At 35.7% G+C, this 16,824-nt stretch carries 3 protein-coding genes; all 3 read right to left on the bottom strand.

Going from position 1 to position 16,824, the window contains the following annotated elements; all coding sequences use genetic code 11:
• Positions 1 to 12 precede the first annotated feature (12 nt).
• The 3 genes from BLW23_RS16180 to BLW23_RS16170 all read right to left on the bottom strand — a co-directional run bounded on the left by BLW23_RS16180 (position 13) and on the right by BLW23_RS16170 (position 16,488).
• Positions 13 to 5,463, bottom strand: coding sequence for an Ig-like domain-containing protein (locus BLW23_RS16180; RefSeq protein ID WP_093671676.1), 5,451 nt, complete (start codon positions 5,461 to 5,463; stop codon positions 13 to 15).
• Between the two features lie 122 nt (positions 5,464 to 5,585).
• Positions 5,586 to 12,197 (bottom strand): Ig-like domain-containing protein, encoded by a 6,612-nt coding sequence (locus BLW23_RS16175; protein ID WP_093671674.1) that lies wholly within the window; start codon positions 12,195 to 12,197, stop codon positions 5,586 to 5,588.
• Positions 12,198 to 12,999: 802 nt separating this feature from the next.
• On the bottom strand, positions 13,000 to 16,488 hold the full coding sequence (locus BLW23_RS16170; protein ID WP_093671672.1) for an Ig-like domain-containing protein: 3,489 nt from the start codon (positions 16,486 to 16,488) through the stop codon (positions 13,000 to 13,002).
• Positions 16,489 to 16,824: the final 336 nt, after the last annotated feature.

Below are 16,824 nucleotides of genomic sequence, written 5' to 3'. Positions count from 1 at the left end.
CATATGGGAATTTTATTGGTTATTACTATAACTTATAGTATCCGAGTCATTATCATTTCCTCTAAATACTTGACCTCCAGAATTACCACGGATTGTCGCTTTTAATGGTCTTTCTCCTCTTGAGTTAGCCGGTGAAATAAACTTCGCCTTGATTCCAATTCTTGAGAATGTATTTCCATTAAATATACCTCCGTTTCCAATGTAGGTAAACTTATGAAGACCTCTATCTAATTCATAACTCCAATCAGAGTTGAATAATGTTTGTCCATTTAATGTTGTAAGCGTATCATCATAAGTAAACTCGAAGTTTGTACTATCTGATATTCTAAACTCTACCGTATCTAATCCGTTTGAATTAAATCCATTTCCTTCACCTACGAACACTACGAAATCAATATCACCTTCAGCACCAACAACGTTCGTTTCTCTAGTAATCACAGAAACTGTATAATCTGGCTCCATAAATTTCTTCACAAGTAGAATTACTGTAGCTGTATCACAGGCCTGAGGTGTTCCATCGTCACATACTTGATAAGTGAAACTATCTTGCCCCGTAAACCCTGCATTCGGTTGATAGTTGAATGTACCATCAGCGTTTAAGGTTAACGTACCATTACTTACATTATTTACCGGTGTGGTATTTACTGTTTGCGTATCTCCTTCTGGATCAGAATCATTTGCTAACACATTTTCAGTTATGTTATTATTTGCTGTATCTGCAACTGTATCAAACGCATCATCATTTGCAACTGTAATATTCCCTGAATCCTCATTAACTTGAATTTCTACTGTTGCAGTGTCACATGCTTGAGGTGTTCCATTATCACAAATTTGATACGTGAAACTATCCGTTCCTGTAAATCCTGCATCTGGAACATATGTAAATGTACCATCAGCATTTAACGTTAATGTACCATTACTTACATCACTTACTGGAGTAGTGTTTACCGTTAAGTCATCTCCATCTGGATCAAAATCATTACTTGCTACGTTTCCAGTTACTGTTGTTCCTTCCTCTGTAGTTACAGTATCAGGGTTAGCTATTGGAGCGTTATTTGATGAAGTTGAATCTGGTAATACTTCAATAAACACTTCAGCTGTATCACAAGCTTGAGGTACTCCATCATCACATACTTGGTAAGTGAAACTATCCTCTCCTGTGAACCCTGCATTCGGAGTATATGTATAACTACCATCAGCATTTAAGGTTAAAATACCATTACTTACATTACTTACTGGAGTTGTATTCACTGTTTGAGTATCTCCTTCTGGATCAGAATCATTTGTCAATACATTTCCTGCTAGTGTTGTTCCTTCATTGGTATTTCCTATATCATTAACAGCTATTGTCGAATTCGCTAATCCTCCAACTGTTAATACTACTGTACCTTCATCACATGCTTGAGGAGTACCATTATCACATACTTGATACGTAAAACTGTCTGTTCCTGTAAATCCTGCATTAGGGACATATGTAAATGTACCGTTAGCATTCAATGTTAACGTACCATTACTTACATTACTTATTGGAGTTGTATTCACTGTTTGAGTATCACCTTCTGGATCAGAATCATTTGTCAATACATTTCCTCCCGTTAATGTTACATCAGTTCTTGTTGTAAATGCATCATCATTTGCTACAGTTGTGTTTCCACTATCTTCAATAACCATAATCTCAACCACTGCTGTATCACAAGCTGCTGTTGGAGTTGCATTATCACATACTTGATACGTAAAACTATCTGTTCCTGTAAATCCTGCATCTGGAACATATGTAAATGTACCATCAGCATTTAACGTTAATGTACCATTAGTAACATCTGTTACTGGAGTAGTATTTACCGTTAAAGGATCTCCATCTGGATCGAAGTCATTACTCACTACATTTCCTGTTAAGGTTGTACCTTCTTCAGTAGTAGCTGTATCAGCATTTGCAATTGGTGCTTCGTTAGCAGCTGTACCAGAATCTAGTACCTCTATAAACACTTGTCCTTCATCACATGCTTGTGGGTTTCCATCATCACATACTTGGTATGTAAAGCTATCTTCACCTGTAAATCCTGCATTTGGAGTATATGTATAACTACCATCAGCATTTAACGTTAATGTACCATTACTCACGTTGCTTACAGGTGTTGTATTCACTGATTGAGTATCTCCTTCTGGATCATAATCATTCGTTAATACGTTTCCAGATGTTGCAACATCTTCATAAGTATTACTAATATCATTAACTGCTACAGTTGTATTTGCTAATCCTCCTACTGTTACCATTACAGTTGCCTCGTCACATGCTTGTGGAGTTCCATCATCACAAACTTGGTAGGTAAAACTATCAGTTCCTGTAAATCCTGCATCTGGAACATATGTAAATGTACCATCGGCATTTAACGTTAACGTACCATTAGCAACATCTGCTACTGGAGTAGTATTAACAGTTTGGTCATCTCCTTCTGGATCTGAATCATTTGCTAGTACATTACCTCCTGTTAATGTAGTACCTGGAGTTGTATTAAATGCATCATCATTTGCTACTGTGATATTTCCTGAGTCTTCATTAACATGAATTTCTACTGTAGCCGTATCACAAGAAGGTGTTGGACTTGCATCATCACAAACTTCGTAAGTAAAACTATCGGTTCCTGTAAACCCTGCGTCAGGAACATATGTAAATGTACCATCAGGGTTTAAGGTTAATGTACCATTAGTAACATCTGTTACTGGAGTAGTGTTTACTGTTAATGGATCTCCATCTGGATCAAAATCATTACTTGCAACATTTCCTGTTACTGTTGTTCCTTCTTCAGTTGTTACAGTATCTGCATTTGCAATTGGATTTTCATTATCTACTGTTCCATTTGGAATTACTTCTATAAATACTACACCTTCATCACATGCTTGAGGATTTCCATCATCACATACTTGGTATGTAAAACTATCTTGTCCTGTAAATCCTGCATTTGGAGTATATGAATAACTACCATCAGCATTTAACGTTAATGTACCATTACTTACATTACTTACTGGTGTTGTATTTACACTTTGAGTATCGCCTTCTAAATCATAATCATTTGTCAATACATTTCCTGCTACTGCAGTATCAGCGTATGTATTACTGATATCATTAACAGCAATTGTAGTATTTGCTAAACCTCCTACTGTCACAACAGCCGTTGCTTCATCACATGCTTGAGGAGTACCATTATCACATACTTGATAAGTAAAAGTATCAGTTCCTGTGAATCCTGCATCTGGAACATAAGTAAATGTACCATCAGTATTCAACGTTAATGTACCATTACTAGCATCTACTAATGGTGTTGTATTTACTGTTTGCGTATCACCTTCTGGATCTGAATCGTTTGCTAATACATTTCCACCCGTTAATGTTGCTCCTGGAGTTGTATTGAATGCATCATCATTCGCTACCGTGATATTTCCAGTATCTTCATTTACATGAATTTCAACTGTAGCAGTATCACATGATGGAGTTGGACTTGCATCGTCACAAACTTCATACGTAAAACTATCAGTTCCTGTGAATCCTGCATCTGGAACATAAGTAAATGAACCGTCAGGATTTAAGGTTAATGTACCATTAGTAACATCTGTTACTGGTGTTGTATTTACTGTTAGTGGATCTCCATCTGGATCAAAGTCATTGCTTGCAACATTTCCTGTTACTGTTGCTCCTTCTTCAGTTGTTACAGTATCAGCGTTTGCAATTGGGTTTTCATTTCCAGCAGTTCCTTCAGGAATTACTTCAATAAATACCTGACCTTCATCACATGCTTGAGGATTTCCATCATCACAAACTTGGTATGTAAAACTATCTTCCCCTGTAAATCCAGCATTTGGAGTATATGTATAGCTACCGTCAGCGTTTAATGTTAATGTACCATTACTTACATTACTTACTGGCGTAGTATTCACCGTTTGTGTATCACCTTCTAAATCATAATCGTTTGTCAATACATTCCCTGCTACTGCGTTATCTACATATGTATTGTTTATATCATTTTCTGCGATTGTAGTGTTTGCAATACCTCCAACTGTAAGAGCAACCGTAGCTTCATCACAAGCTTGTGGAGTTCCATCGTCACACACTTCGTAAGTGAAACTATCAGTTCCTGTAAATCCAGCATTTGGAACATAGGTAAATGTACCGTCAGCGTTTAACGTTAATGTACCATTACTTACATTAGTTGTTGGTGTTGTATTTACTGTCTGCGCATCTCCTTCTGGATCCGAATCATTTGCTAATACATTCCCTCCTGTTAATGTTACACCTGGAGTTGTTGTAAATGCATCATCATTCGCTACTGTGATATTTCCTGTGTCAGGATTTACATTAATCTCTACTGTAGCAGTATCACATAATGGAGTTGGACTCGCATCATCACAAACCTCATAAGTGAAGGTATCAGTACCTGTAAACCCAGCATCAGGTACATAAGTAAATGTACCATCAGTATTTAAGGTTAATGTACCATTACTTACATCAGTGGTTGGCGTTGTATTTACTGTTAAAGGATCTCCATCTGGATCAAAATCGTTACTTGCTACGTTCCCTGTTACAGTAGTTCCTTCTTCAGTTAAAACTGTATCAGCGTTTGCAATTGGTGCCTCATTAGCTACTGAACCATTTGGTAATACTTCAATAAACACTGTTGCTTCATCACAAGCAGATGGGCTAACATCATCACAAACTTCATAGGTAAAGCTATCTTCACCTGTAAACCCTGCATTTGGAGTATAGGTATAACTACCATCAGCATTTAACGTTAATGTACCATTACTTACATTAGTAACAGGAGAAGTGCTTACAGTTTGCGTATCGCCTTCTAAATCGAAATCATTTGTAGACACGTTACCGCTTACGGCAACTCCTTCATATGTATTACTAATATCATTAACTGCTGTAGTTGTATTCGTTGTCCAAGTAAAAAACGCCGCGTTTCCTTCTGCGTTAGTATCAGAACCTAATGCTGCGATATTCGCATTGAAACCATTACTTACTTCTGACTCACTTGAATTTTGAACAACTTTAACTGGAAAAGTAAATTTAATGTTTGCATCAGCAGGAATATTGTTATTCGTCTGCTCAAACTTTAAAATACTACTCGTCCCGTCATATGTCATTGTGAACAAACCACTCATATCAGTTCCATCAAAGGAATCTTCTATTGTGATATCACTTAACGAAACCACTCCATTTGGTAAGTCAATAAAATCACCTAAGTCAACTGTAATAGTCACATTTGGTAAAGAACCAAATACTGGTGATGATACCGGACTTCCTGAAGTCTCTTGAAGCCTAAACTCGGCTGTACCTGAACCATTTGCCTGCACCGACGGAAGTGGTGCTGGCGAAATTAATGCATCTGTTAAATTTACAGACTGGCTATATCCTAAATGAATACAGCATAAAAACATTATCAAAAATGTAATTTTTCCCCTCATAAGAAAACATCTTAAATTATTAAACTCAAACTATTTATTTAAAATGTTAATAATTGTACAGTATAACTGTTATCAATCTCCCCATTACTAGTAGATTATTAATTATTAACTCTTTTAATTCTTTATTTATTTTTATTACTAAATTGTATTATATCCTGGTCATTATCATTTCTTGTATTGACCTGTCCTCCGGAATCTGCCTTGACGGTAACCTTCAGAGGAACATTTCCACTTGAACTAGCAGGTGACTTAAAAATGGCATTCACCCCTATCTTTGACACAGTATTCCCTTGAAAGTCACCACTTTTTACATAAATAAACTTATGTAACCCCGATTCCTTTTTATAAGACCAGTCAGAATTATCCACCTTCGTGCCATTCAACAATGTCAAATCTTTATCAAATTGAAAAGAAAATCTATTACTATCTGCAATTCTAACTTCTACTGGATTTATACCATTTGCATTTTGACTATTTGCTTCTCCAATGAAAACCACGAAATCAATTTTAGCACTATCCCCATTGACTACTGTTTTCTCTGTAAATAAAGTTGGATAGTAATCTGGTGCTATAAATTTATTCACTACTATAATTACCGTTCCTGAATCACACGCTTGTGGAGAACCATTATCGCAAACTGTGTATCTAAAGCTATCTTGGCCAAAGAACCCTGCATTTGGTTGATAATCGAACGTTCCATCTGCATTTAACGTTAATGTTCCGTTATTTACATTTTTAACAGGGGTCGTATTTACCGTTTGTGTATGTCCCTCAGGATCTGTATCATTATCCAATACATTTCCTACTACATTGTTATTTGCAGTATCTCCAACAGTATGATAAGCATCATCATTAGCCACTGTTATATTTACCGTTTCAGATGTTACCATAATATTTACAACAGCCGTATCACAAAGTGGTGTTGGACTTGCATTATCACATACTTGATATGTGAAAGTATCTGGTCCTATAAACCCAGTATTTGGCACATAAGTAAAACTACCATTAGCATTTAATGTTAAAGTTCCATTACTTACATTATTTACTGGTGTTGTATCAACAGTTAAAGGATCTCCATCAGGATCAAAATCATTACTTGCTACATTACCGGTAAGTGTAACTCCCATTTTTGTAGTTCCTGTATCAACATTCGCTATTGGGGCTTCATTGTTAGTTGTTCTATTTGGTAAAACCTCAATAAACACACTTGCTCTACCACATGATTGAGCAGAATTATTATCGCAAACCTCATAGGTAAAAACATCTTCCCCAGAGAAATTCGGATTAGGTGTATAGCTAAAGTTTCCATTAGCGCTTAATGTTAATGCTCCATTTGTAGTATTTACTATTGGTTCTGTTTTTACCAACTGAGTATCTCCTTGTAAATCATAATCGTTCGCTAGCACATTCCCTGTAACTACCTGACCTTCGCTTGTATTCACAAAGTCATTTACTGCAAACGTATCGTTATGACAAACTGAATTTATACTGCTCTTATCAATAACCTTAACTACATCACCAGTATCATAAGATGCTGCAACTACTTTTCCTGAAGTGCTAACGGCACCCGAACTAACTGTTAATGGCTCGTTTAAACTTGATGGATTATAATAAGTATTTCCATTTCCGTCTGCATTTCTGTTATTATAAGCTTCGTTTGCATCACTACAACCATCACCATCACTATCGGAACTCAAATAATCTAAAGTTCCTGTAGTTGTTTCTCTTGCAACGGTTCCTTTATCCGCACCGTTTGTTGTTTCTATTGAATCTGCTAATCCATCGTTATCAGCATCTACATCAACGGAAACACTATCCATATTATCAACGCGTCCATCATTATTAGTATCCAATGAAGCTGTACCTGCTTCAACTATATCATAAACTCCATCATTATCACTATCTAAATCTAAGTGGTTCGGAATCCCATCTTGATCAAAATCACTACCCGCTGAGGTACAATTAGAACCTGATCCTCCACCAGAAGAATATTTGAACCCTCTAGTACCTACAGAAAAGAAAATTGCATCTCCTGCAATAGCACTTGGACGGCTAATTGTCATTGTTATAGAACTATGTTCTCCTGAGAACAATAAAGTAGCATTTGGCTCATTGGTTCCAGTTCTCATTCCAGAAGCACCAGTAACACTGTTACCATTTTTTGTTGTCCAACATTGATCAAGAACAGAGAATGATTTATTAAACGATACTACATCCGACACGTTTTCCGAAGCAGCACCACCTGAGAATGACGTCAAGTGTATCATTGGATCAACGGCGACTCCATTTTCAAAAGTAAACTTGATCGTTACAGAGTTATTTGCATTTACCGATACCGCCATCGCTCGAGAGGCTCCAACAGGCACATTCGCCGAATTAGAATACCCTCTGCTTGGATTAGGTTGGTTTCCATCACAATAAAAATACATTTGATTTACATGTAAATTATTTGTTCCCGATACGTGCTCCGTTTTTATATTTATATCCGCTCCTGCTCCTGAAGAAATAACACCGTTAATTGGTCCTTGATAAGGTCCATTCCATGTACTCCAATAATTTGTACCTGTAACAGGTAAATCATCTGGTGTTTCACATACATTCTCATCTTCATCTGCGATTCCATCATTATCATCATCTAAATCACAATCATTATTGATACCATCACCATCAGGGTCGTTTGCTGTAGGTGTTCCTTTAATTGCTCCATCATAACAAGGTCCACATATTGCAGCATCAGAGTCTCCATCAATAACTTTGGCAACATCTCCAGTTGTATAAGATGCTGCAGCCACTTTTCCATTGGCATTTACAGCACCTGAAGCTTCCGTTAAAGGTTCAGCTAAATCATTTGGATTATAATAAGTATTTCCTGATCCATCTGCACCACTATTCCCATAAGCTTCATTAGCATCGCTACATCCATCTGCATCACTATCAGCATTTAAATAATCAGCAGTTCCTGTAGTTGTTTCTCTAGGTGAGGTTCCAGTATTCTGACCGTTAATAGCCTCAATAGAATCTGCTAAACCGTCATTATCAGTATCTCCTGAGGTACTTGTTATACTGTCAATAGTTCCATCATTGTTTGTATCCATTGAACCAGTTCCAGCCTCTACTACATCATAAATACCATCATTATCACTATCTAAATCTAAATAATCAGGTACTCCATCACTATCAGTATCTCTTGCCGTGGTTCCTCCGTTATCGGCACAATACCCCATAACTCCAACCCCTATAAAGTAATTTTCACAATTACAAGAAGAAGCATTCGAATTATCAACAGTAAAGCTAAAACTTGTATAAGTTCCAGGTATTTTAACCAACCCTTGGGCTGCTACATTAGAACAAGTTCCAGTAGCTGTTGTGGAACCAATAGAAAGTCCACAATTTTGAAGAACTTCAATATTTCTGTCAAAACGAACAGTTTCTGTTCCACAAGGGCCTTGCCATCCACCCGCTATATCATTAAAATATACAACCATATCAGTTACAGGTTGCTCAAAAGTTACTGTATATTGATGCTGACTTCCTCTGGTAGATAAACCGGTAATAACACTTACCCTCCCAGATAAACTACAGCTAGCATTGTTTTGCTGCATTGAGAAATCTACATTGGAAGTAATAGTTCCATTTAAAGTGCTAGTTCCATTAGATATTTGAACCTGTTTAGACCTGTTCCAACCTTCACTTCCCGCTTTCATATCGGCAAAGTAGTAGGTTCCATTCTGCGAATCAACACAACTAGAAGAACCTCCAGATATTCCTTCATCAATATCTAAAATTCCGTCGTTATCATCATCAATGTCCACTAAATCACCTATACCATCACCATCAGTATCCGCACAAGCGTCTAAGTCAGAATTTGTACCATATTGCCCATAGAAAGAAGCATAGTTAATTTCTCCACTATCTGTGGAAGTTTCAAGAACATCTGCCAATCCATTAGAACCTACAGCAGATGTAAATTTATAATCTGATGTGGTATCTGTTGTAGCTCCGGCTTCATAAGCATCACTACAACCATCACCATCGCTATCCAAATCTAAATGATTCGGTGTACCGTCATTATCTGTATCAACTAATGGACAATCATTTGAAGATCCACTAAGGTTGTCTGCATTAATTACAATGTCTTTATATGTTGTTGGCGTATGTTGTGATATTGCTAATTGATAATCAGAAACTGTTCCATTAAAAGAAGCTTTTTCCACTCCCTCAATTTTAACAGTAACTACACCATTTACATCAATATCTATTTCATATAGTTCATCAGTTTGTGAACTATGAGTAAATGTCCAAGCATTTGGAAAGTAACCGTAAGTGGTTGCATTGTAATTATAGAATTTATAACCTTGATCATTCCAATTAGAAACTGTTTTATTTGCTCCAGTTGGAATTAGACCGAACATTGTAATTCCTGACAAACCAGATCTTTTAAACTCAAGATGAATAGGCAAACTAAATATCTGATTACTATATGAAGATTTCCAACCTCCACTTCCTGAAGTTAATGTCTTATTTTGGTTTGTGACAGTTGCATTTCCTGAAAATGTCAACTCAGAGATATCTTGAGATAAACTACACCCTAATTCCTCGACATCCAACACTCCATCATTATCATCATCAATATCAATTAAGTCACCTATACCATCACCATCTGTATCTGCACAAGCATTTAATCCATCATTTTTCGCATATTCCTCATAGAAAGAAGTATAGTCAATCACTCCACTATCAGCCGAGGTTTCAACAGCATCGGCAAGTCCATTTGAACCTACTGCTGAAGTAAATTCATAATCAGCAGTTGTATCTGTTGTGGCTCCTGCTTCGTAGGCATCACTACAACCGTCACCATCACTATCTAAATCTAAATGATTTGGTGTACCGTCTCCATCTTCATCTCCTGTACACAAACTTGCTTTTCCTGTAGTAATTACTACATTATTTGCAGTAAAGGCTCCTCTAGAAATTGTTATTTTATAATTCTCAACTTGTCCTTGATATGTTTTCTTTACTACTCCATCAATTGAATAGGTAACTACTCCATTTTCATCAATATCAATAGCTTTTACTGTTCCATTTGCAGCACCCTGCCAACCTGAATTCCCGCTCTCATGACGGATATAGGCATTATTATTTTGCAGTTGATATTTATATCCTTTATCATCCCAACTAGACGTTTCCGTTTTACTCACTGGAAGAAGTCCTAACATCCCATTAGAAATCGAAGAAATAGTAAATTCTAAATGTATTGGCAAAGATAATTCTTCATTAGAGTAAGCATTCCCCCAGGCTGCTCCAGTCATTCCTAATGTTGTATCCGTTGCTTGTACATTTGCTACCGAACCACCATGCCAAGTAAAGTCACTTGCTAGGGTTGAGCCCGTACAATCTGATTCTTCAACATCTGGAACACCATCATTATCATCGTCTAAATCACAATCATTTGGAACACCATCGCCATCGGTATCAGTTTCACAAGCATCTCCTATACCATCATTATCGCAGTCTCGTTGATTAGAATTTGAAACTGTCGGGCAATTATCAAAACAATTAGCAACACCATCACCATCTGAATCAAATCCTTCATCAATTTGTCCATCACCATCATTATCTAATCCGTCACATTCCTCTACATCACAATCATTTGGAATGCCATCACCATCGGTATCAGTTTCACAGGCGTCTCCTATACCATCATTATCGCAGTCTCGTTGATTAGAATTTGAAACCGTCGGGCAATTATCAAAACAATTAGCAACACCATCACCATCTGAATCAAATCCTTCATCAATTTGTCCATCACCATCATTATCTAATCCGTCACATTCTTCTACATCACAATCATCAGGAACACCATCACCATCGGTATCAGTTTCACAAGCATCTCCTATACCATCATTATCACAGTCTCGTTGATTAGAATTTGAAACTGTTGGGCAATTATCAAAACAATTGGCAATACCGTCTCTGTCTGAATCAAATCCTTCATCAATTTGTCCATCGCCATCATTATCTTTTCCATCACACACTTCTGGAGTAAATGGAGGTCCTCCAGTAACTCTTATTTCATCGATTGCAAAATCATTTCCATTATTTCCTCCAGAATTATTTATAATTTCTAAATTAAGTCTACTCGTATTCCCTGGGTTATGATATAATACAACATGAGCCCAACCAGTAGAAACAACACTGTAGCTTCCACCAACATTACGTCCATTAACCCTTAATTGTAACGACGGAGCAACAGGACCACTTGGAGACCATCTTCTATACCAAAATTCAAACGTGTATTGCTGATTTGGACGAATACTTATACCTCTCTTTCTATATATAACATCACCTCCATTATGTGGGCAGTTTCCCTGAGTGTAATTTCTAACTGACCGAGTACTTCCTGCTCTATAATTTGCAGGTGCATAAGACCCTGAATTAAAATCATAGTTTCCGCAACCAGGATTATGGTAAGCACTATTACTAACCTCAAATGACCCTGGTCCATTAAGATGATCTACATAATATTCATGTGTTTGTGCATAAGTATTTTGAGAATAGATGAAAAAAGAGATAAAAAAGACAAACACAACCTCCCCCATCTTCTTAGCGCAAGAAGATTCTTCCTTTAAAAAAACAACTTTACAATTATTTTTTCCACAACTCTTTATTACATATATAAAGAAGTCTATGATTTCGTATAAAGAAACCTTATTTATAAAATTATTATACCCCACTTTAAACAAGTTTTAAAAAGCAAAAACTGCTTTGTTAACTTAATTCATTCGGGATTGTATTTATAAAAAACACAAATCCCAACTTATCACAACAAGCTACTACCTTGCTTGTTTGCAACAAATTTGGGGGGTATACATCTAATTAAAGGCGGTTCAAATATACACTAAAAATATACTCCAGCAAAAAAAAACACTTTTTAATCAATTGAAATACAATATTTTAATGTTTTACACCATTTATCGACACTTCTCCACCATTCACAGACCATTAATAACCAACCATAACAGTTTTCTTTAAATCTATAAAAAAAATCATGATTTAAAAAGATTTCTTCGTTTATATATTATCCATTTCATAACCTATATAAAACCTTGTTTTCTCCCATAAATAGCGGATATAAAATTCAATCAAATATCAAGAAATAGTAAACCTTTTTGAAACATTATTACTTTACATTTTCAGACGAAGTCAACATCACTCAAACTAAAAAAACGAACAATGACCTAGTTAGAAGAAAAACTAATAGTTATTGCTATCCTCAATAGTATCTTGATCGTTGTCGTTTCTTCTATTTGTTTGACCTCCTGAATCGGATTTTACAAGTTACTTTTAAACGGCACTTCCTACTTGAATTTTCTGGTGAATTAAATATTCTTTTACCTCATAAAAAACATCTTTAATTATAGAACTCAAACTATTTATTTAAAAACACTAATAATTGTAAAGCACAAACTGTTATCAGTCTTTTTTATTACTAATAGATTACTTAATCACGAACCTCTTTCTTCTTTTTATTATTAATTAATCATCATCACTATTTCCTCCGTTACCATTACCATTGCCATTGTTCCCATTGCCGTTACCATTATTTCCATTCCCATAACCGTTACCATTGTTTCCATTGCCATTATTCCCGTTACCATTACCATTGCCATTGTTCCCATTACCGTTACCATTATTTCCATTCCCATAACCGCTACCATTGTTTCCATTGCCATTATTCCCATTACCATTACCATTGTTTCCATTGGCAACTAAGTTGGTGTATTGTATGATATCTTGATCGTTGTCGTTTCTTGTATTCGTTTGACCTCCTGAATCGGATTTTACAGTTACTTTTAAAGGCCCCTTCCCACTTGAATTTTCTGGAGAATTAAATGTTGCTTTTACCCCTATCTTTGACACAGTATTTCCTTGGAATCCACCACTTTTCACATAAATAAACTTATGTAGCCCTGATTCTTTTCTATATGACCAATCTGAATTGTCTACATTAGTTCCATTCAAAGTTGTTAAAGTTGCATCAAACTGGAAGATAAACCTGTCACTATCGGCGATCCTAATTTCTACAGGATTTAATCCATTTTCATTTTGTCCATTTGCCTCGCCAACGAAAATGACAAAATCAATTTTTGCCTTACTACCATTTACAATTGTCTTACCAGTAAATAATGTTGGTTTGTAATCTGGAGGTAAAAACTTGTCCACCAAAATAATTACAGTTCCTATATCACATGCTTGAGGAGAACCATTATCACAAACCGAATATCTAAAGGTGTCTTGACCAAAAAATCCCGCATTTGGTTGGTAATTGAACGTTCCATTTTCATTCAATATTAAAGTTCCATTATTCACATTACTAACAGGTGTTGTATTCACTGTTTGTGTATGCCCCTCAGGATCTGTATCGTTATCCAAAACATTACCTTCAACATTATTATTTGCCGTATCTCCAACAGTATAATAGGCATCATCATTCGCTACTGTGATATTTCCTGTTGCAGGAGTAACTATAATATTTACAATTGCTGTATCGCAAAGTGGTGTTGGACTCGCATTATCACATATTTGATACGTAAAAGTATCTGCTCCTATAAATCCTGCATTTGGCACATAAATAAAACTACCGTTAGCATTTAATGTTAAAACTCCGTTACTTACATTATTTACTGGTGTTGTATTTACAGTTAATGGATCACCATCTGGATCAAAATCATTACTTGCTACGTTTCCATTAAGAGTTATTCCCATCTTAGTAGTTCCTGTATCAACATTAGCAATTGGTGGCTCGTTATCTGTTGTTCTTTCAGGTAGTACTTCAATAAACACAATAGCTCTACTACATGATTGAGCAGAATTATTATCACAAACTTCATAGGTAAATGAATCTTCTCCAACAAAGTTTGGGTTTGGTGTATATCTAAAGTCCCCATTCGGATTTAATGTTAATGTTCCATTAGCAACATTCACAATAGGATCTGACTTTACGCTTTGTGTATCTCCTTGCAAATCGTAATCATTTGTTAACACATTACCAGTAACCAGCTGTCCTTCAATTGTATTCACAAAATCATTTACTGCGAAAGTATCATTATTACAAACGGAGTTCATTGAACTTCCATCAATTACTTTAGCTATATCTCCAGTATCATATGACGCGGCCACCACTTTACCAGAAGCACTTACCGCTCCAGAACTAACTGTTAATGGTTCAGCTAAATTTGATGGGTTGTAATAAGTATCCCCATTTCCATCTGCATTTCTGTTATTATAAGCTTCGTTTGCATCACTACATCCGTCATCATCACTATCAGCATTTAAATAATCAACCGTTCCTGCTGAAGTTTCTCTAGCAGCGGTTCCAGTATTCTGACCGTTAATAGCTTCAATTGAATCTGCTAAACCATCATTATCAGTATCTCCTGACGTACTTGTTATACTATCAATAGTTCCGTCATTATTTGTATCCATTGAACCAGTTCCAGCTTCAACAATATCATAAATACCATCATTATCACTATCTAAATCTAAGTGATTTGGTATACCATCTTTATCGAAATCAGGGAAATCAGTACTGTAGACGAAACTATCTAAACCTATATGATCAGCAACATTTCTTAAATACCCTTCCTTAACATCATTTCTAATTGTTACTTTCTTAACCAACTTACTTGTATTGAAACCTATTGATGCTTCAATATTATGGCCTACTTTTATCGATTTCTTGAAGCTTCCATTTGCATCATAGACTTTAACATATCCTGTACTATCACTCCCCACTGTTTGACCTTCTAAATAAGCAATTAGCTTATCATCTGCATACACTTGATAACTTAATGTTGGTGGACAATAATGCCCTCGTACACTAATATCAAAAATATCTGTTAGATCTATATTGAAAGCATTTACGGAAGTATCAAAGTCTATTTCTATTTTGTAATAATTATTATGGCACATCCCGTATTCTGGAACAACAAAAGCGGCATCTCCTGAATTTCCTGAAACTATATTTTGAAGAGTGGTATCCTTAAATTCAGCGTAATTACTACTTGTATTTGAAGTGTATCTCATGGAACCATTTGGAAAATTCACAGTACTATGTATTGCCGTACCTGGACCAGTACGAGTAGCGCTAAAGTCGTTTAAATTATTAAGTACGACTAGTGATTTACCTTGGTTAACGACAGCTTGTTGAAAGCCCGACTCTTTATATCCCAAACCATTGGTATTACTACCTATAACAAATATTTGAAAACCATCTAACCCCCAATTAACCGCATCTGAGTGAGGTGGATTATTAATCGTAGAAGCTAAACTTTGAAATTCATCCACATCTAAAACACCATCATTATCATCATCCAAATCACAATCATTATGAATTCCATCTCCATCTGGATCATCTTCTGGATTTGGGTTACTACATGAAAACTCATCTACATCTTTAACTTTTATATAAATGCACTTATAACCACAGGCTCCATAACAATCAATTACTTTAACCTTAATTTTATACCTGTTATCACCATCGCTATCATGCGGCACTTCATAATCTGGCGGCACAATAAAACGTAATTCACCAGAATAACGATCTAAAGTAAAATGATGAGAATCCCAAACATTCATGAGATAATACTTTAAACGCCCCCCTGGGTTAGGATCATATGCCTCAATATTCATTACAGGCCCCGCAAGATTTTCATTTACCCAAACAACATTGGGAGAAGTAACCACAGGAGGATTATTGTAATAATAACCTCGACTACTAGCCCTTTGAGAATTTACATTATGAAACGATAAAAATAAGATTGAAAACAGCGTAAGTATTAAGGTTTTTGAACCGATATATCTACCACTTACACTACAAGTGTTTAGTTCTTTTTTTGTTGATCTTCCGCATAAAAATAAAATAAAATCGAACATGTTAAAAAAAGACATGCTAAACTTCTGCAGATACTCCCCTAAGTTTTTAGCTCCAAAATTGGTAAGCCAATGTATAATATTTTTCCCCACTTTTAAACAAGTTTTATAACACAAAAATCGTTTTGCCAACTTAATTTAACCGGGACCATGTTTATAAAAACAAAAATCCCAAAATCTTACAGTAAGCTACTACGCTGCTTGTATGAAATAAATTTAGGGAGGAATATATCTAATTAAAGGCGGGGCAAATATACACGAAAAAACTACTCCCGCAAGAAACACTTTTTAATTATTTAAGATACAATACTTTAATGTTTTTAACCATTTATCGATGCTTTTTACCATTCACAAACCAATATTCACCAACTATACTAGTTGTCAGTAAATTTATCAACGAAATACATTTTTCAAAATAATTTTGCACCT

Source organism: Tenacibaculum sp. MAR_2009_124 (genome assembly GCF_900105455.1).
Classification (GTDB): Bacteria; Bacteroidota; Bacteroidia; order Flavobacteriales; family Flavobacteriaceae; genus Polaribacter.
This window is presented reverse-complemented; position numbering and strand designations above follow the sequence as displayed.

What these genes read in the sequence shown, in the direction of transcription:
- BLW23_RS16180 (WP_093671676.1), bottom strand. Translation starts at nt 5,463, where the DNA reads ATGAGGGGAAAAATTACATTTTTGATAATGTTTTTATGCTGTATTCAT.